A 17,425-nucleotide genomic window follows, 5' to 3' on the forward strand; every position below is an offset into this window, starting at 1 on the left:
CATTGCTCAACTTTAGCGCATCGTGCCTGCCGGGGGAACATTTTCCAGCCACGGAAAGACTGGCAATCCCTTGGCCTTCAGCCATTCGGGATTGTAGAGCGAGGAGAGATAGCGAAAGCCCGTGTCACACAGGATCGTGGCCACGCGGCTGCCCGGCCCAAGCTGCCGTGCCAGCGCCACCGCACCCGCGACGTTGATCCCGCTTGAAAGGCCAAGGCAAAGCCCTTCCTCGGCCAGCAGCCGCTCCACCCAGTAAAGCCCTTCCTCGTCGGAAATGCGGAACTGCGTGTCGATGGGGGCGCCATCGAGGTTGGCGGTGATGCGTCCCTGCCCGATCCCTTCGGCAACCGACGAGCCTTCGGCTTTCAGTTCGCCATTGGCATAGTAGTTGTAGAGCGCCGCGCCATGGGGATCGGTAAGCGCTATGGTAATCGTCTCGTTGAACGCCTTGAGGCCAAGGCCCACGCCCGCGATGGTGCCGCCCGTGCCCGCCGCGCAGGTGAAGCCGTCGATGCGATGCTCCATCTGCTCCCAGATTTCGGGCGCGGTGCTTTCAATATGGGCGCGGCGGTTGGCGATGTTGTCGAACTGGTTGGCCCAGATCGCGCCTTCGGTTTCCTCTGCAATGCGGCGCGAAGTGTGGACGAAGTGCCCCGGATTGGAAAAAGGTGCTGCCGGCACGAGCACCAGTTCGGCACGAAGCGCGCGCAGGGTGTCCATCTTCTCGCGCGACTGGGTTTCGGGCATGACAATCACGGTCTTGTAACCGCGCGCGTTTGCCACCAGCGCGAGGCCGATGCCGGTATTGCCCGCCGTGCCTTCGACGATCGTGCCGCCCGGCTGGAGCAGCCCGCGCTCCTCGGCATCGCGCACGATCCACAGCGCCGCCCGGTCCTTCACCGAAGCGCCGGGATTGGCGAACTCGCACTTGCCATAGATCTCGGCTCCCGCCGCCTCGCTCGGCCCTTTGAGCCTGACGAGCGGCGTGTTGCCGATGAGGGAAATGGTATCGGGTGTAATCGCTGGAGCCATCATGTGGCCGGAGTTAAGGGCACTTTGCGCGCTTGCCAACGAAATTGCGCTTGGGCGCTGGCCAGACCCGCTTTACCCCACCTCCGCTTTGCCCTCGTCTTGCGCCACCCGCACGCAGTGTCATTCACGGCCCGCGCGGATTGCGGCACCTCCGGCAAAGGGCGCAATCGCCAGAGCCACAAGGCTGCATGCCGCCAGCAACGCAAGTCCGCCCTCGCCGCCCGGCTGCAATGACCCTGCACCGAAAATCAGAAGGGGCACCGCCATCGGAATTGCCAGAAGGCCGCCCAGTGCCGCACCTGCGCGCATTCCGGCGGTCAGCGCTGCAATCGTCACGCCGATTGCCGCCAGCCCCGGTGTCCCCAGCAGAAGGCCGATTTCCACGGTGAGCAACTGCGGCCCATCAAGCGAGAGCAATCCGGCCGAAAGCGGCGCGGCCAGCATCAGGGGCACTGCGAAGCTGATCCAGTGTGCCAGGATGCGCACCATCAGCAGAACTTCTTCCGACAGGCCGCGCAAGGCCCACTGGTCAAAAAAGCCGGCCTCCACATCCGGTTCGACCAGACGGTCGAGTGGAAGGATCGCCGCCAGGAGCGCGGCCACCCAGATGACCCCCGCCCCGGTGCGCGCCAGCAGCCGCGCGTCCGGCCCCACCGCGAAGGGAAAGAGCATTGCCACCGCCAGAAAAAACAGGAGCGGCAACACCGCCCCGCCGCGCCCCTGCGCGCCGCGCGTCAACAAGGCCAGATCGCGCAGAAAGATGGGCCAGAGCCTACCCGTCATGCCTTCAGCCCCGTCATGCCTGAAAATCCAGCAGGCGGATGGTCTTCAGCGCGGGAAGCGCAAGCGGCTGATGCGAGGCGACGATGACCGCGCCGCCGCCAGTGCAGTGGGCGGCAATGGCGGCCTGCACCCGGTCGGCCCAGTGCGTGTCCAGCCCGTTGAGCGGCTCGTCCAGCAGCCAGACCGGGGCATCGCTTGCCGCGACCCGCGCCAGCGCCGCCCGCTTGCGCTGTCCGGTGGAAAGATAGCGCACGGGCACATCGAGCAGATCGGCCAGCCCGAAATCGAACGCAGGGATAGCGCTTTGTGCATCCTGAGCGCGGTCAACCCGCGCCCAGAAGGCCAGCGCCTTTTCCAGCGGCTGATGCCCGTCAAGCGCAAGGCGCTCATCCGCGAGCGCAAGCCTGCCGCGCCGCTCGACATGCCCGGTAAAAGGCCGCAGCAGCCCGGCAAGGATGCGGATCAGGCTCGATTTGCCGATCCCGTTCGGCCCGGCAAGATGGATCGCCTCGCCCGCCCCCAGTGTGAGCGACAAACCCCTGAACAGAATCCGGTCCCCGCGCCGGCAGGCAATATCCGTGGCGACAAGACCGCATTCTTGCATAAGACCACGCGATAGGGGAAACGGGCGCACCTGCCAAGGATGCCAGAGGAACGAGTATGACCATAGCCCGCCTGACCGATGCCGAACGCGATGCGCTGCTGGCCGAACTGCCCGAATGGCACTTGCGCGAAGATGGCCTGGCAATCGTCCGCACGTTCCGTTTTGCCGACTTTTCCGAAGCCTGGGCTTTCATGAACCGCGTCGCCCTCTATGCCGAAAAGGCCGATCACCACCCCGAATGGTTCAACGTTTACAACCGCGTCGAAGTGACGCTGACAACGCACGATGCCAATGGCCTTTCATTGCGGGATGCCGCCATGGCGCGGGCGATGGAGAGCTTTGTCTGAACCCTACCTGCCCATCGGTTTTGCCGATGATCGCATCTGTTTGCGCAATGACCCCGGCATCCAGCGCGATGCAAAGGCAAGTCTGCGGGCAGTCTTGCCCACCACCGTGTGCAACCGGTCTGCGTGCACGGCTGCCCATGCGGCTTCGGCCACTTCGCTGACCGGCGTGAGTTCAAGGCCCGCCCCCAGAACACGAGTGCGGATGTCCTCGTTGCTGGCGCGGTTGGGCGCGTGATCGAGCAGCGGCGTTTCAATGAAGCTGGGCATGAGATCACGCACCGCGATGCCATCCTCGGCCCATTCACCATCAAGCGATTCGGTAATGGCGCGCACCCCGAACTTGGTGGCGGAATAGACCGAAGCACCGGGCGATCCGTAAATGCCGGCTGCGCTGGCGGTATTGAGCAGGCATGATCCCGGCGCGCTCTTCTTGAGCCACGGATAGGCAGCCTGCGCACCGAAGATCACGCCCTTGAGGTTGATATCGAGCGTGCGTTCGATCTCCTCGGTCGTCAGATCGACAATCGCCCCGCCGATGGGCACGCCCGCATTGTTGAACACCACATCGATCCGCCCGCCCGCAGCTCTGGCACAATCGGCCAGCGCCTGATCCCAGGCGGCCCGGTCCCGCACATCAAGCCGGTGACACGAGCTTTGCCCCGCCGGAAGGAGGGCGGCGGTCTCGGCCATGCCTGCCTCGTTGACGTCGGCCAGCCCCACGAACCAGCCGCCTTGCGCAAAGCGCTGCGCCACCGCGCGCCCGATTCCCGATGCCCCCCCGGTGATGAAAATTGTCCTGCCTGTCACTGCAACCCCTCTGCTCACACTATTGTCAGCAGAAGATTACAGCGCCGGATTGTTATAGCAATGCCAGGTGAAGATTGCCGCCGCGCCGCGATGCGGCCGCCAGCACTCTGCAAGCGCGCGGGTTTCCTTCTCGTCGGGGCGACTGGCCAGGCCAAGGAGACGCCCCAGCCCCACCTGCACCGCCAGATCGCCCGCAGGCCAGATGTCGGGCCGCCCTTCGGCAAACAGCAGGTAGATTTCGGCCGACCAGCGCCCGATGCCCTTGATCTTCACCAGTTCGGCAATCGCGGCCTCGTCGTCTTCGGGCAGCGCATCCAGATCAAGTTGGCCCGATACGACCAGTTCGCACAGGGAGCGCGCATACCCTTGCTTCTGGCGCGACAGCCCGCAGGCGCGCAGGGCATCGAAATCGGCTGCCAGCAGATCATGGGGCGGCAGGTCTTCACCCAGCAGCGCCTCAAGCCTGCCCCATACCGAGGCGGCTGCCGAAACGCTGACCTGCTGGCCCACGATCGTGCGCAGCATGGTGCGATACCCGGTGGGCCGGATGCGCGGCTCCGGATAGCCCACGCGGCGGATCGCATCCCCCATGGCCGGGGTAATGGCCGCGATATGGTCAAGCCCCTGCCGGATCGCTTCGCCTGAAAGCCCCACCTTAAATCTCCGAACGCCAGTTTCGGCCGGATCGGCAGTTGCCAAAGGCCGAACAGCGCGATAGCAGCCCGTGCCAAAGGCGAACAGGGGGCGCGGGTGCTGCGTTAAAGCCCGGCGCCGCAATTGGAGAACAGACGATGCCGAAGATCGTGGTTGTCAATCGTGCAGGTGAGGAAAAGACGGTCGAGGCCGATGCCGGCCTTTCGCTGATGGAAGCGATCCGCGACAACGGCTTTGATGAGCTTCTCGCACTGTGCGGCGGCTGCTGCTCGTGCGCCACGTGCCATGTCTATGTCGATCCGGCCTTCGCTGACAAGGTTGCGCCGATGAGCGAAGACGAGAACGACCTGCTCGACAGCTCGGACCACCGCAATGAAACCTCGCGTCTTTCGTGCCAGGTGCAGCTTTCCGCAGCGCTTGACGGCCTGCGCGTGACCATCGCCCCGGAAGACTGATCTTCCCGCGCCGGGGTGCGATGAAAAAGGCCCGCCTCCCTATGGAGCGCGGGCCTTTTTCATGGCGGCGATGACTGGATGAAGCGCGGTTACAGGCGCAGCCCGGCGGTCTCGTCCAGTCCGGCCATGAGATTCAGCGTCTGCACGGCAGCCCCGCTGGCGCCCTTGCCGAGATTGTCGAGCACGGCCACCAGCCGCGCCTGTTCGCTGTCGGCGCTGCCAATGACGTGCAGCTTCAGGCCATCCCACGGCTCCATCGAACCGCGCAGCAGCAGTTCGCCTTCGGCTGGAGCTTCCTGCGCCACGGTGACGATCCGCGATTCGCCATAGAACTGCGTGAGCGCTGCGCGCAACAATTCGGCAGGCACGTTGCCCGGCATTACGCCCAGCGGCAGCATCACTTCCACCACCATGCCGCGATGGGCCGGGACCACCGCCGGGCTGAAGAGCGGCGCAATCGCCAGACCGGCATAGCGCTGCATTTCCGGCACGTGCTTGTGCCCGAAGGACAGGCCGTAGCCGCGCCAGGCAATGTCGCGGTCATGCTCGAAACGCGCGATCAGCGCCTTGCCCCCGCCCGAATAGCCCGAAACGCCGGTGCAGGCATAAGGCCATGCGGCCGGCAGCAGCCCGTTGTGCACCAGCGGCGCCAGCAGCGCGAGGAAGCCGGTGGGATAGCAGCCGGGATTGGATACGCGCTTGGAGCCCGCGACAGCTTCACGCCCGACGAGTTCCGGGAACCCGTAAGTCCAGCCGTCGGCCACGCGGTGCGCGGTCGAGGCGTCGATCACGCAGGTCCGATCATTGCGGATCATGGCCACGGATTCGCGCGCGGCATCATCAGGCAGGCACAGGATCACCACGTCGGCATCGTTGATCGCCTCGGCGCGGGCGGCATTGTCCTTGCGCCGCGCATCATCGAGCGCGATCAGGCTGAACTCGCTGCGGCCGGCAAGCCGTTCGGCAATCTCAAGGCCGGTTGTGCCTGCCGCACCGTCGATGAAGACGCTCGTGGTCATGCGACGGGCTCCAGATGCGAGCACGCCACGTAGCCGACCAGAAGGTCGGCCTGTGCCTGCCCCCAGGCCCAGCCACCGGCAATGTCGAGCACATCGAAGACTTCGCCTGCAGCCAGTGTGCGCAGCGGTTCCGCCTCCGCCTTTCCGGCACCGCGCAGCATCGCCTCCTCGCGCACCACATGCGGCATGGGCACGGCATAGTGCGGAACGAAATACCGTCCGGCGAGGCCGATATGCGCCAGATCGCCGCGCACCGGCAGGTGCGGCTTGTCGGAACGATCAGCCGGACGCACGAGCGCAAGCTGGCCGGTCGGCACGTTAACGGGAAGAGGCGTGGCTTCAGCAGTCAATTCCGGTTGTCCCCGCAGCAGGAAAGCCGGGCGATTAGCGGCGTCGGCGCGTTCAGGCAAGCGATGCTGCACAGAGGTCAGACCCGGATCAGCCGTAGCGCGCCCTTAGAAGGCCCCAAGCCGCACGCAGGCCAAGCGCATCGCCGCCCTTGGGCCGCCCCGGCTTGGCCACGGGCCGCCACGCAAAGGTATCGAAGTGCGCCCAGTCAAGCCCTTCGGCCACGAAGCGGTCAAGGAACAGCGCCGCAACACTTGCTCCGGCGAAACCGTTTGCGGGCGCGTTCTGGAGATCGGCAACGTCCGATTTCAGGTATTCGCGGTAGCCTTCGAACAGCGGCAGGCGCCAGCAGGGGTCGTCCCGGTCAAGGCCGGCTTGCAGCAGCTCGGCCGCCGTAGCCTCGGTGCGGGCGAACATTGCGGGCAGATCAGGCCCCAGCGCAACCCGTGCCGCGCCCGTCAGCGTGGCAAAATCAAGCACAAGATCAGGCTTTGCCTCGCTGGCCCGTGTCAGCGCGTCGCCCAGCACCAGCCGCCCTTCCGCATCGGTATTGGTGATCTCGACCGAAAGGCCGCTGCGCGCGCGCAGAATGTCGCCGGGGCGGAAGGCATTGCCCGAAATGGCATTCTCCACCGCGGGCACCAGAAGATGCAACCGCACCTTCAGCCCCATCGCCATGACCAGCCCGGCCAGCGCCAGCGCATGTGCGGCCCCGCCCATGTCCTTCTTCATCAGCGCCATGGCCGACGAGGGCTTGATGTCCAGTCCGCCCGAATCAAAGCAGACCCCCTTGCCCACGATGGCCACGCGCGGATGGGCCGGATCGCCCCATTCCAGTTCGATCAGGCGGGGCGCATGGCTGCGCGCGGCCGCCCTGCCCACGGCATGGACCATGGGGTAATCCCGCTCCAGCGCATCGCCCGAAACCACGTGCAGTTCGGCGCCGTGGCGCTTTGCCAGCGCCCGCGCTTCGGCTTCAAGCTGCAATGGCCCCATGTCCTCGGCCGGGGTATTGACGAGATCGCGCACCATCAGAACGGCCGCTGCTTCGGCCAGTGCAGGTTCGATCCGGGCCACATCGCGTGTCAGCAGCACGCGCGGTTCGGTCTCCTTCGCGTCCTTGCGATAGCGGTCGAACCGGTATTGCCCCGTCACCCAGCCATGCATCGCCCGGCCGGGTTCGCCCTCGACCCGGCGATAGGTGCCGCCCGGCAGGACCTCGGCCAGACGCGCCATGCACCATGAGGAAAGTTGTGCGGCATCGGCAACGCCCGCCACGGCGAACCAGCCTTCGCCATCCGGCACGATGGCATGTTCGCCCGCACCGCCCTCGAACTTCTGGGCGGCAAGCGCGGCGCGCTGTCCGCCATTGAGTCCCTTTAGAAAATCGGGCAGCGTGGTCTTGTCGACAAGGTGCAGGGCAATGGCCTGCTGGCCTCGGTCGGGCTGGATCAGCGCGTTCTTGTCCGTCATGTCATTCAGGTTCATGCCGCAGAGCGCGGCCGGTTGCGAGAGGAAATTGCCCGATGCCCAGCAAACCGCCCCTTGGGTCCACGCTGTTTCTGGCGCTGCTGGCGCTGGGGGCGTGCTCGGACAAGGGGCAACCGGTCGTGGCATCTTCGACCAGCGCCAGCGCGAGCGCAGCCGTCGGTGGCACGGCCGGGCCGGAAACGCCTCCGGCCCCGGCAACGGCGCGTGACGTGAAGGAAGAGAACGAGCTTTACCAGTTCGAATATGCCTATCCGGCACAAGCCGCGGCCATTGCGTCCCTGCGGGCAATGCTTGAAGCCGATCTGGCCCGAAACCGCGACGAACTTGCAACCGAAGCCAAGGAAGGCGCAGCACTCGCGCGCGAGAGCAGCTTTCCCTTCAATCCCTACAGCCGCAGCGTGAACTGGCAGGTCGTGACAGACCTTCCGGGCTGGCTGAGCCTTTCCGCGCTGGTCAGCTTCTACAGCGGCGGCGCGCATCCCAACTATGTGTTTGATACCCTGCTTTGGGACCGCGCAGCCGACAAACGCCGCGCACCGGTTGATCTGTTCACGTCGGCGGCGGCGCTCTCTGCGGCCATACGCGCGCCCTTCTGCCGCGAACTGGACCGCCAGCGGGCAAAGAAGCGCGGCGGCGATCAGGCCTCCAGCGGGATTTCCGAGTTCGACGCTTGCATCGATCCCGCTGCCCAGACCGTCATCCTTGGCTCGTCCAATGGCCGCACGTTCGATCGCATCGGCGTGCTGATTGCGCCCTACGCCGCCGGCCCCTATGCCGAAGGCGAATACGAGGTGACATTGCCCGTTACCGCAAAGGTGCTTGAAGCCGTCCGCCCGGAATACCGCGCCGCCTTTGTCACGGCCCCCCGGTGAAACGGCCCGGCAAGCGCATCTCGCAATTTCACGGCAGGCCCGCTACATGAGACTGATGACCGAATACCTCACTGTTGACGACAACGACGTGCAGCTGCGCGACGGCACGATCAAGCTGCATGGCCCTGCCGCCTTCGAAGGCATGCGCAGGGCCGGAAGGCTGGCTGCCGAAATCCTCGATGCGCTTGTTCCGCTGGTCGTTCCGGGCGTGCGCACGGATGCACTTGACGATTTCGTCCGCCAGATGACCCTTGATGCCGGGGCGATCCCGGCAACGCTGGGCTATCGCGGCTATGCGCATTCCTGCTGCATCTCGGTCAATCACGTCGTGTGCCACGGCATCCCGTCGGAAAAGACGCTCAAGGACGGAGACATCGTCAACATCGACGTGACGCCACTGCTCGATGGCTGGCACGGCGACAGCAGCCGCATGTATCTGGTGGGCGATGTTCCGCTGAAAGCGCGCCGCCTCGTCGATGTGACCTATGAATGCCTGATGATCGGGATTGAGCAGGCGCGCCCCGGCGCGCGGCTGGGCGATATCGGCGCGGCCATTCAGGCCCATGCCGAAAAGCAGCGCTATGGCGTGGTGCGCGAGTTCTGCGGCCATGGCCTTGGCCGCCTGTTCCACGATGCGCCTGAGGTGATCCACGCAGCGCGGGCAGGAACTGGCCCCGAACTGCGCCCCGGAATGTTCTTCACCATCGAGCCGATGATCAACCTCGGCAAGCCGGGCGTGAAGATTCTCGACGATGGCTGGACGGCCGTGACACGTGACCGTTCGCTCTCGGCGCAGTTCGAGCATTCCATCGGCATTACCGAGGATGGCTGCGAGATCTTCACGACCAGCCCCAAGGGACTGGACAAGCCTCCCTACGCCTGAGCCGCTGCTTAAAAAACAGGCAAGCCTGCGCAAAAATTGGGCACTTTTCGAACAAGTGCGCGCAATCTTGCGTATGCTTATCCCCCGTTTCGGCTTCACATCTTGCCAAAAGGCCGATTTTTTCGGCTTTCCCGTTTACGTGCGATGGCCTACTGACAGGGCAGAGCGTGTGGCACGATTCTTGAAACAGCCGGTTCAGTGTTTTGTCACACTCAGGAAAAGAATGTCGGTCGCGGTTTGGCGCGGCGCGGCATGTGACGCAGGGGTCCGAACGGCGTGAAAAAAGTCGAAGCGATCATCAAGCCCTTCAAGCTCGATGAAGTAAAGGAAGCGCTCCACGAAATCGGCGTTTCCGGAATCACCGTGACCGAAGCCAAGGGCTTCGGACGCCAGAAGGGCCACACCGAACTTTACCGCGGCGCTGAATACGTCGTCGATTTTCTGCCCAAGGTGAAGCTTGAAGTCGTGGTGTCCGACGCGCTGGTTGACCGCGTGGTTGAAGCCATCGCCTCGGCGGCGCAGACCGGCCGCATCGGCGACGGCAAGATCTTCGTCATACCCATCGAAAGCGCACTGCGCATCCGCACCGGCGAGCGTGACGACGACGCAATCTGATCGCACGACGCATCGTGATTGAAGCTGGCGCGGACATCATCCTCCGCCAGCGGCATAACGGGGGTGGGCCTGTGGACGGGCAGCCTCCGCAAACACCACCCCAGATACCCCCGGCACTCTCCACCGGGGCATTAAGAAGGACCAGCGATGGCAACTGCAAAGGAAATCCTCGCCCGCATCAAGGATGAGGAAATCGAATGGGTCGATCTGCGCTTTACCGATCCCAAGGGCAAGTGGCAGCACCTGACCATGGTCGCAAGCGTGCTCGGCGAGGACGAACTCGAAGACGGCCTGATGTTCGACGGCTCCTCGATCGAGGGCTGGAAGGCCATCAACGAGTCCGACATGATCCTCAAGCCCGACCTGAACGCGGTTTACATTGATCCGTTCTCGGCATCGCCGATGATGATCATCTGCTGCGACATCGTCGAGCCTTCGACCGGCGAACTCTATGCCCGCGACCCGCGCTCGACCGCCAAGCGCGCTGAAGCCTTCGTGAAGGCTGGTGGTTTCGGCGACACCGTATATGTCGGCCCGGAAGCCGAGTTCTTCCTGTTCGACGACGTCAAGTTCTATGACGGCTACGATGGCAACGGCTTCAAGATCGACGACGTCGAACTGCCGACCAACTCGAACAAGGACTACGAAGGCGGCAACCTTGCCCACCGTCCGCGCGCCAAGGGCGGCTACTTCCCGGTTGCGCCGGTTGACAGCTGCGTCGATATCCGCGGCGAAATGGTCCGCACCATGATCGAAATGGGCCTGCCCTGCGACAAGCACCACCACGAAGTGGCTTCGGCACAGCACGAACTGGGCCTGACCTTCGGCACGCTGGTGCAGACCGCCGACCGCATGCAGGTTTACAAGTATGTCGTGCAGCAGGTCGCTCATGCGTATGGCAAGACCGCCACGTTCATGCCCAAGCCGATCATGAAGGACAACGGATCGGGCATGCACACTCACATGTCGATCTGGGATGGCGGCAAGCCGCTCTTCGCGGGCAATGGCTATGCCGGTCTTTCGGATATGTGCCTCTACTTCATCGGCGGCGTGATCAAGCATGCCAAGGCGCTGAATGCCTTCACCAACCCGACCACCAACAGCTACAAGCGTCTCGTGCCGGGCTATGAAGCGCCGGTGCTGCTGGCTTACTCGGCCCGCAACCGCTCGGCCTCGTGCCGCATTCCCTATGGCGCAGGTGCCAAGGCGAAGCGCGTCGAGTTCCGTTTCCCCGATGCGATGGCCAACCCCTATCTGTGCTACGCAGCACTGCTCATGGCCGGTCTCGACGGGATCAAGAACAAGATCCATCCGGGCGAAGCCATGGACAAGAACCTCTACGATCTGCCGCCGGCCGAACTGGCGCAGGTTCCGACGGTCTGCGGCAGCTTGCGCGAAGCTCTGGAAAGCCTCGAAGCCGACCACGAGTTCCTGCTTCAGGGCGGCGTCTTCACCAAGGACCAGATCGAAGCCTACATCGAACTCAAGTGGCCGGAAGTGATGCGCTGGGAAACCACGCCTTCGGCTGTCGAATTCGACATGTACTACTCGCTCTGATCGCGGCGCACCGCACGATCGGAACACCGAAAGAAAAGAGGGCGTCCGGGAAACCGGGCGCCCTTCTTCTTTGCGGCCATCCGGCTGTCGACAGGCAAATTGTGACTTTATCCACAGGCGGCGACAAGGCGGGACGAACTGTTATTGCCGCAGGATGAACGGAGCGCTGGGGGACTCGCCGAATCCGCGCAAATCCTTAGTCATGCTGCACATGCTAAGAACCGTGGTCGCCACTCTTCTCGCCTTCGCTTCCATCACCGCCCTGCCCGGCGCCGCACATGCCCGCCTGCAGTGCGTCACTTATGCGCGCCAGATTTCCGACGTGCAGATCAGCGGCAACGCGCGTGACTGGTGGAACAATGCCGAAGGACGATATGAGCGCGGCCAGCAGCCCGTGCCCGGTGCCGTTCTTGCTTTCAGCGGCACCCGCGCCATGCCCTATGGTCACGTCGCCGTGGTCCGCAAGGTGGTTGACGATCGCCATATCCTTATCGACCATGCCAACTGGTCTGGCCCCGGCATGGTGGAAAAGGGCGTGATGGCCGTCGATGTCTCGTCGGCGGGCGACTGGAGCGAAGTGCGCGTATGGTATGCGCCGACGAAGTCGGTCGGTCTGCGCGCCAGCCCCGCCAAGGGTTTCATCTATCCCACCACGCGCAGTGCCAGGGCCGAGACGGCGACACCCGCCAACGGCTGATCAGCCAAACGCCACTCGCGCCTCGACAATCTCGTCCGCAGTCGGGCTTTCGCCCTCAAGCAGACGCTGCGCTTCCTGCGCGGGCATGGCCTGCCAGAACAGGTGCCCCTGGATCATCTGACATCCGGCCGCCTGCACCAGCGCCCGTTGCATCGGCGTTTCCACCCCTTCGGCAACCACCTTCATGCGCAGCGTGTGCCCCAGCGAGACGATGGCGCGCAGGATGGAATGGGCATCGAGATCGGCCTCGATGTTCTGGACGAATGAACGGTCGATCTTGATCCGGTCGAACTGGAACGAGCGCAGGTAGCTGAGCGAGGAATAGCCGATTCCGAAATCGTCGAGCGCGATGCGGAAGCCCCGGTATTTCAGCCCCTTGAGCACTTCGACCACATGCTCGCTGCGGTCGAGCATGACACCCTCGGTCACTTCCAGCACGAAGCGTCGCGGATCGGCGCCGGTCTCGCGGATCAGATCGTCCATGCTGTGCAGGAAATCCGCGGCCATGATCTGGAGCGGCGAAAGGTTGACCGAGATGTCGCAAGCGGGCCAGTCTCGGCATTCGCTGAACACGCGGCGCAGCACCCACGATCCCAACGGCCCCATCAGCCCGGCCTGTTCCGCCACCGGCACGAACAGTCCCGGACGGATCGGCCCGCGTTCGGGATGCGGCCAGCGCAGCAGGGCCTCGAAACCCTCGATCGCCGCGTCAGCGGCATTCACGATCGGCTGATAGGCAAGAGTCAGCTCGTCACGGGCAATGGCGCGGCGCAGTTCCATTTCCATTTCGCGCCGCAGCTTGACCGATGCGTCCATGTCGCGCGTGAACCGCCGGTATCGCGCCCGCCCTCGCTGCTTGGCCCGGTAGAGCGCGATATCGGCCCGGCGCAGAAGTTCGCCAGGGTCCTCGCTCTGTTCCGGTCCCCAACTGATCCCGCAGGAAAAGCTTATGTCCAGATTGTGGCCGGATATCACGAAGGGCTCGCGCGCCAGCGCCATTATCTGCCGCCCAAGCATGTCGGCTGCTGTGCGCCCGCCGGTGGCGCGGCGCAAGATCACGAACTCGTCGCCGCCGAAGCGCGACAGGAAGTCTCCGGGTGGAAGCGAACGGCGCAGCCGCAAAGCCACCTGCCGCACAAGTTCATCCCCGACATGATGACCCAGCGTATCGTTCACCACCTTGAAGCGGTCGATATCGACATAGGCCACAAAGACATCGCCCAGTTCGCGCCGCGCGACACAGGCCGCCAGCTCCTGCCGCAGCCGTTGCATGAAATGGGCGCGGTTGGGCAGCCCCGACATGGCATCGTGCAGGGCGTTGTGCTGCGCCTGCGCTTCGCTGGCGATCAACTCGCTGGTCGTTCGCCGCATCCGGCGCACCAGCATGGCGCCCCCTGCCACCACACCGACAAAGAAGAGGATGTAGATGGCCAGAAGCGGCGCCGTCTGGCGCAGGATTGCCGGTCCTGGCGGCTTGGATGCCCACGATATCCAGCCGATGCCAGCACCGTTCAAATCGCGGATGGCCAGCGCGTTGCTCAAGGCATCGCGGGAAGGCTCGGCACTGAACCTCACATCTTCAAGCAAAAGGGAACCGGCCAGATCCCCGATAACGCGCCCGTCGATTTGCCGCACCAGCACGATGTAATCGGGTGCACCGCGCAGAAGTGACGGGGTCACGTCGGGGATGACCGATGCTACGGCAATGAAGGCCGGACGGCCGTCGAACCGGACAATCGCGGCGCTGCCGCGCGAAATGGGCAGCCCCTTGGCATCGTATGGCCAACGCACCCCGCCATGAGAGCGCCATTCGGCAACCGGGCTTCCGGAGCGATCCTCGCGCACGGACCTGCCCACAAGATTGCGCACCATCCCGCCAAGCTGATCCAGACTACAGTCGCGCGCGGCCTTCGTGCCGCGCCAGCACCGCACCACCGCTCCATCGAAGCGCACATGGTAGATCCGGTCCACATTGTGGGTGCCCCAGAAATAGCCGACGATGAAATTGCGCGACCATTCATCGGCATCGGCGCTGTTCAGCCTGACGACCGCATCATCCCAGACAACCTGCAAGCGGCCGGTTTCCAGCAGCTGCTTCTGGCTGCGTTCAAGGTAACGGGCCACGAGGCGCTGCTCTTCCTCGCGGGCATAGGCATCGGCGATTCCGGTCGAGTTCCGGAAGGCCACCACCAGCGCCACGGTCAGAGCCAACAGGGCAAGCAGCGTGGCCGCAACCACCCACCCGGCGCCGATCGCACCGGTTTCGTGCCGCAGCCTTGCGTGCGTCTGTGAGGGGGGATTGCCCATGCCATGCAGGGTTATCGGGCGGATACAAAGAAATGGTTATCAAATGGTACGCGCCGCCGAGTGTGCCCGCAAAAGGATTGCTTAAGACTCTGTGGCTTGCGACCGGCCCCGTCATGCAGCCGGGTGATGGAATCCGACATGGCTGGCAGCTTGCGCAGCGCCCGATCGCTGCCTAGCTTCGAGACGTTGCGAGGTTCGGGGGACAGGATCATCCGGCCCGCTCGTTCACACGGTTTCCGGGAGAAAAGACGATGCGCGAAAGGCTTCAGCACTACATTGACGGCAAGTGGGTCGACAGCGAAGGCGGCAAGCGCCACGAGGTCATCAATCCCGCCACTGAAGAACCATGCTGCGTGATCACGCTTGGCACGCAGGCCGATGTCGACAAGGCCGTGGCTGCCGCACAGCGCGCCTTCAAGACCTTCAGCAAGACCACCCGCGAGGAACGCCTTGCGCTGATGGATCGGATCGTTGCCGAATACAAGAAGCGCGCCGGTGATCTGGCCGTGGCCATGGCCGAGGAAATGGGCGCTCCGGTCAGCTTTGCCGGAACCGCACAGGTCGGTGCCGGTATCGGCGGCTTTCTCGGCACGATGGCCGCGCTGAAGGACTTCAACTTCCTTGAAGACAATGGTGCCTACAAGGTGGCGTGGGAACCCATCGGCGTGGTCGGCATGATTACCCCTTGGAACTGGCCGCTCAACCAGATTGCGCTGAAGGTGGCCCCGGCCATCGCGGCGGGCAACACCATGATCCTCAAGCCCTCGGAAGAGTGCCCGACGAACGCGGCAATCTTTGCGGAGATCCTCGATGCCGCTGGTGTGCCGCCGGGCGTCTTCAACCTTGTGCAGGGCGATGGCCCCGGTGTCGGCACGGCGATCAGTTCGCACCCCGGCATTGATATGGTGAGCTTCACCGGCTCGACCCGTGCGGGCATCCTCGTGGCCAAGGCCGCAGCCGAAACCGTCAAGCGTGTGCATCAGGAACTGGGGGGCAAGTCGCCCAACGTGGTTCTGCCTGATGCCGATTTTGCCAAGTATCTTCCTGCCACCGCTTCGGGGCCGCTGGTCAACAGCGGGCAATCGTGCATTTCGCCCACCCGCATCCTCGTCCCGCGCGAACGCGAGGCCGAAGCCGCCGCTTTCGTTTCGGCGATGTATGCGGCAACGCCCGTTGGCGATCCGATGCAGGAAGGCAACCACCTTGGCCCGGTGGTCAACAAGGCCCAGTTCGAGAAGATCCGCGGCCTGATCCAGTCGGCGATCGACGATGGCGCGAAGCTGGAAACCGGCGGCCCCGACCTTCCGGCAAACGTCAACCGCGGCTATTATATCAAGCCCACGGTATTTTCGGGCGTCACACCGGAAATGCGCATCGCGCAGGAGGAAATCTTCGGCCCCGTGGCCACGATCATGGCCTACGACAGCCTCGATCAGGCCATCGAGATTGCCAACGATACCGCTTATGGCCTGTCCGCCTGCATCACCGGCGATCCGGCAAAGGCGGCCGAAATCGCCCCTGCCCTGCGCGCCGGGATGGTGGCCATCAACAACTGGGGACCGACGCCCGGCGCGCCCTTCGGCGGCTACAAGCAGTCTGGCAACGGCCGTGAAGGGGGTCTTTATGGCCTGAAGGACTTCATGGAAATGAAGGCGATCAGCGGCCTGCCCGCCTGATACCTGCTATCAGGGCCGTTCAACCGCGGCCCCTCAGTCAAGACCCAGCGGAAAGGCCGTCCTGCGTGCAGGGCGGCTTTTCTTCATGCGCGCGTCCGCTGCGGCGAACGCCAGAGGATAGACTTGGCCCAGCAATGTCTCGAAGGTCTGCGTCCATTCGAAGCACCCCGTCACATGCGCCCGCGCGGCTGCGCTCATTGCCGCATGGCGCCCCTGCCAGACGGATGCGACAGCCCGCGCCATAGCCGCCACATCGTCGACCGGAACCAGAAGGCCGGTGCCGGGCACGACCCGTTCGAGCATGGCACCCGATGCCACCCCGACCACGGGCAGCCCGCTGGCCTGTGCCTCCACGATCGAGATGCCGAAAGTCTCGTCGGCCATGGCGGAAACATAGATGTCCGACGATGCCAGCGCCCGCGCCAGCTCAGTCCGCTCGGCAATGAAGCCGGGGAATGCCACTTGCAGCCCGCGCGCCTGCGTGCTCAGCGCATCGCGCAGCTTGCCATCGCCAATCATCACCAGACCGGCGTCAAGCGCGGGCGGCAATGCGCGAAGCATCGCGAGCAGCCGGTCGGCCCGCTTCTCGTTGTCAATCCGTCCGGCATAGACCAGCAGGGGTCCGCGTGCGGACAGGCCGATCTCCTGCCTGAAGGCCGGATCGCGGCGATGCGGACCGAACAGTTCGGTATCGACGCCAAGCGAGATCACATCGACGTGATCGATCTGGATGCCCTTCAGGGTCGAGGCCATGGCATGGCTGAGCGCATAGACCCGGTCGAAGGCGCCATACGTCAGCCTTGCATAGCCTTGCGCAAGCGTCCGCAGGCCACTCGCCAGCACCGGGCCGAAAAGGTCATTGCCCACCCGGTGCACATGCGCATTGGGAAAATCGGTATGATATCCCGCCACCAGCGCAGTATGCGGGAAGGCTCGCCGGTAATGGATCGCTGTCCAGGGCAAGACCCAGGGACACTGCGATTCAATCAGATCGGGCTGGTAGCGCTCAAGAACCCGCCGCACGATTCCGGTGCGCAGGATGAAACGGTAATTGGGACTGCCCCGCACCTGCCCTGCGCCGACTTCAACCCAGACATGGCGCCCGCGCTCGACAATGCGATCCTCCGGTCCCGGCACGATCTGCAGCAGCCGGTGCGGAGTCTGCTCAAGGATATGGCGGCGCTTTTCGCGCAGGTAGGTGCTGATTCCTCCGCCTCCGCTCGGAGCATAGCTCTGGGTAAGGTCGCACAGCAGCAACGGTTCGCGCAGGATTGTCAT

General features: G+C 64.3%; 18 protein-coding genes. 8 read left to right on the forward strand and 10 right to left on the reverse strand.

Annotated features, from left to right (window positions below):
• Nucleotides 1–12 precede the first annotated feature (12 nt).
• From DKM43_RS15145 to ccmA, 3 genes are all read right to left on the reverse strand, one after another.
• A complete protein-coding gene (locus DKM43_RS15145) occupies nucleotides 13–1,035 on the reverse strand; it encodes a cysteine synthase A (RefSeq protein ID WP_109799345.1) in 1,023 nt (340 codons plus the stop codon).
• Between the two features lie 117 nt (nucleotides 1,036–1,152).
• Nucleotides 1,153–1,815 carry a heme exporter protein CcmB gene (gene ccmB / locus DKM43_RS15150; RefSeq protein ID WP_109799346.1) on the reverse strand — a complete coding sequence of 221 codons (663 nt, stop codon included), beginning with the start codon at nucleotides 1,813–1,815 and terminating at the stop codon, nucleotides 1,153–1,155.
• Between the two features lie 13 nt (nucleotides 1,816–1,828).
• A complete protein-coding gene (ccmA, locus tag DKM43_RS15155) occupies nucleotides 1,829–2,419 on the reverse strand; it encodes a heme ABC exporter ATP-binding protein CcmA (protein ID WP_109799347.1) in 591 nt (196 codons plus the stop codon).
• Nucleotides 2,420–2,475: 56 nt separating this feature from the next.
• On the opposite strand from ccmA, the gene DKM43_RS15160 reads away from it, so the two are divergent.
• Nucleotides 2,476–2,766, forward strand: coding sequence for a 4a-hydroxytetrahydrobiopterin dehydratase (locus DKM43_RS15160; protein ID WP_109799348.1), 291 nt, complete (start codon nucleotides 2,476–2,478; stop codon nucleotides 2,764–2,766).
• Between the two features lie 3 nt (nucleotides 2,767–2,769).
• On the opposite strand, the gene DKM43_RS15165 is transcribed toward DKM43_RS15160, so the two are convergent.
• Nucleotides 2,770–3,573, reverse strand: coding sequence for an SDR family oxidoreductase (locus tag DKM43_RS15165; protein ID WP_109799349.1), 804 nt, complete (start codon nucleotides 3,571–3,573; stop codon nucleotides 2,770–2,772).
• Between the two features lie 36 nt (nucleotides 3,574–3,609).
• A complete protein-coding gene (locus tag DKM43_RS15170) occupies nucleotides 3,610–4,227 on the reverse strand; it encodes a DNA-3-methyladenine glycosylase family protein (protein WP_109799350.1) in 618 nt (205 codons plus the stop codon).
• 137 nt (nucleotides 4,228–4,364) lie between these two features.
• Between DKM43_RS15170 and DKM43_RS15175 the strand changes: the two genes are divergently transcribed.
• Nucleotides 4,365–4,682: a 2Fe-2S iron-sulfur cluster-binding protein gene (locus tag DKM43_RS15175; protein WP_109799351.1), complete on the forward strand. Its 318-nt coding sequence runs from the start codon at nucleotides 4,365–4,367 to the stop codon at nucleotides 4,680–4,682.
• Nucleotides 4,683–4,771: 89 nt separating this feature from the next.
• On the opposite strand, the gene argC is transcribed toward DKM43_RS15175, so the two are convergent.
• The 3 genes from argC to DKM43_RS15190 all read right to left on the reverse strand — a co-directional run bounded on the left by argC (nucleotide 4,772) and on the right by DKM43_RS15190 (nucleotide 7,522).
• Entirely contained in the window at nucleotides 4,772–5,701 is a 930-nt protein-coding gene (gene argC, locus DKM43_RS15180; RefSeq protein WP_109799352.1) for an N-acetyl-gamma-glutamyl-phosphate reductase, read from the reverse strand.
• Complete coding sequence (locus DKM43_RS15185) at nucleotides 5,698–6,051, reverse strand: SH3 domain-containing protein (protein ID WP_161554106.1); 354 nt, start codon at nucleotides 6,049–6,051, stop codon at nucleotides 5,698–5,700. Before DKM43_RS15185 ends, argC begins: the two co-directional genes overlap by 4 nt.
• Nucleotides 6,052–6,139: 88 nt before the next feature.
• Nucleotides 6,140–7,522 carry a leucyl aminopeptidase family protein gene (locus DKM43_RS15190; RefSeq protein WP_109799542.1) on the reverse strand — a complete coding sequence of 461 codons (1,383 nt, stop codon included), beginning with the start codon at nucleotides 7,520–7,522 and terminating at the stop codon, nucleotides 6,140–6,142.
• Between the two features lie 53 nt (nucleotides 7,523–7,575).
• Between DKM43_RS15190 and DKM43_RS15195 the strand changes: the two genes are divergently transcribed.
• The 5 genes from DKM43_RS15195 (at nucleotide 7,576) to DKM43_RS15215 (ending at nucleotide 12,164) form a co-directional block, all read left to right on the forward strand.
• On the forward strand, nucleotides 7,576–8,412 hold the full coding sequence (locus DKM43_RS15195) for a DUF4163 domain-containing protein (RefSeq protein ID WP_109799354.1): 837 nt from the start codon (nucleotides 7,576–7,578) through the stop codon (nucleotides 8,410–8,412).
• A 55-nt stretch (nucleotides 8,413–8,467) separates the two neighbouring features.
• The gene (map, locus tag DKM43_RS15200; RefSeq protein WP_109799355.1) at nucleotides 8,468–9,295 is read left to right on the forward strand and encodes a type I methionyl aminopeptidase; all 828 of its coding nucleotides are present in this window, start codon (nucleotides 8,468–8,470) and stop codon (nucleotides 9,293–9,295) included.
• 276 nt (nucleotides 9,296–9,571) lie between these two features.
• A complete protein-coding gene (locus DKM43_RS15205) occupies nucleotides 9,572–9,910 on the forward strand; it encodes a P-II family nitrogen regulator (RefSeq protein WP_109799356.1) in 339 nt (112 codons plus the stop codon).
• 147 nt (nucleotides 9,911–10,057) lie between these two features.
• A complete protein-coding gene (gene glnA, locus DKM43_RS15210; protein ID WP_109799357.1) occupies nucleotides 10,058–11,467 on the forward strand; it encodes a type I glutamate--ammonia ligase in 1,410 nt (469 codons plus the stop codon).
• Nucleotides 11,468–11,678: 211 nt separating this feature from the next.
• Nucleotides 11,679–12,164 (forward strand): CHAP domain-containing protein, encoded by a 486-nt coding sequence (locus DKM43_RS15215; protein WP_109799543.1) that lies wholly within the window; start codon nucleotides 11,679–11,681, stop codon nucleotides 12,162–12,164.
• Here DKM43_RS15215 and DKM43_RS15220 read toward each other — a convergent pair whose 3' ends face one another.
• Nucleotides 12,165–14,471: a putative bifunctional diguanylate cyclase/phosphodiesterase gene (locus DKM43_RS15220; RefSeq protein ID WP_109799358.1), complete on the reverse strand. Its 2,307-nt coding sequence runs from the start codon at nucleotides 14,469–14,471 to the stop codon at nucleotides 12,165–12,167.
• A 251-nt stretch (nucleotides 14,472–14,722) separates the two neighbouring features.
• Here DKM43_RS15220 and DKM43_RS15225 point away from each other — a divergent pair, with 251 nt between their 5' ends.
• A complete protein-coding gene (locus DKM43_RS15225; protein ID WP_109799359.1) occupies nucleotides 14,723–16,147 on the forward strand; it encodes an aldehyde dehydrogenase family protein in 1,425 nt (474 codons plus the stop codon).
• A gap of 33 nt (nucleotides 16,148–16,180) precedes the next feature.
• Here the strand turns inward: DKM43_RS15225 and DKM43_RS15230 are convergent, their stop codons facing one another.
• Nucleotides 16,181–17,425: a glycosyltransferase gene (locus tag DKM43_RS15230; RefSeq protein WP_109799360.1), complete on the reverse strand. Its 1,245-nt coding sequence runs from the start codon at nucleotides 17,423–17,425 to the stop codon at nucleotides 16,181–16,183.

Source organism: Novosphingobium meiothermophilum, assembly GCF_003171715.1.
GTDB classification, from domain to species: Bacteria; Pseudomonadota; Alphaproteobacteria; order Sphingomonadales; family Sphingomonadaceae; genus Novosphingobium; species Novosphingobium meiothermophilum.

Bases quoted from the DNA above. Each gene is read 5' to 3' on its own strand.
- DKM43_RS15145 (WP_109799345.1), bottom strand. From the start codon at position 1,035: ATGATGGCTCCAGCGATTACACCCGATACCATTTCCCTCATCGGCAAC.
- ccmB (WP_109799346.1), bottom strand. From the start codon at position 1,815: ATGACGGGTAGGCTCTGGCCCATCTTTCTGCGCGATCTGGCCTTGTTG.
- ccmA (WP_109799347.1), bottom strand. From the start codon at position 2,419: ATGCAAGAATGCGGTCTTGTCGCCACGGATATTGCCTGCCGGCGCGGG.
- DKM43_RS15160 (WP_109799348.1), top strand. From the start codon at position 2,476: ATGACCATAGCCCGCCTGACCGATGCCGAACGCGATGCGCTGCTGGCC.
- DKM43_RS15175 (WP_109799351.1), top strand. From the start codon at position 4,365: ATGCCGAAGATCGTGGTTGTCAATCGTGCAGGTGAGGAAAAGACGGTC.
- argC (WP_109799352.1), bottom strand. From the start codon at position 5,701: ATGACCACGAGCGTCTTCATCGACGGTGCGGCAGGCACAACCGGCCTT.
- DKM43_RS15190 (WP_109799542.1), bottom strand. From the start codon at position 7,522: ATGACGGACAAGAACGCGCTGATCCAGCCCGACCGAGGCCAGCAGGCC.
- DKM43_RS15195 (WP_109799354.1), top strand. From the start codon at position 7,576: ATGCCCAGCAAACCGCCCCTTGGGTCCACGCTGTTTCTGGCGCTGCTG.
- map (WP_109799355.1), top strand. From the start codon at position 8,468: ATGACCGAATACCTCACTGTTGACGACAACGACGTGCAGCTGCGCGAC.
- glnA (WP_109799357.1), top strand. From the start codon at position 10,058: ATGGCAACTGCAAAGGAAATCCTCGCCCGCATCAAGGATGAGGAAATC.
- DKM43_RS15215 (WP_109799543.1), top strand. From the start codon at position 11,679: ATGCTAAGAACCGTGGTCGCCACTCTTCTCGCCTTCGCTTCCATCACC.
- DKM43_RS15220 (WP_109799358.1), bottom strand. From the start codon at position 14,471: ATGGGCAATCCCCCCTCACAGACGCACGCAAGGCTGCGGCACGAAACC.
- DKM43_RS15225 (WP_109799359.1), top strand. From the start codon at position 14,723: ATGCGCGAAAGGCTTCAGCACTACATTGACGGCAAGTGGGTCGACAGC.
- DKM43_RS15230 (WP_109799360.1), bottom strand. From the start codon at position 17,425: ATGACAATCCTGCGCGAACCGTTGCTGCTGTGCGACCTTACCCAGAGC.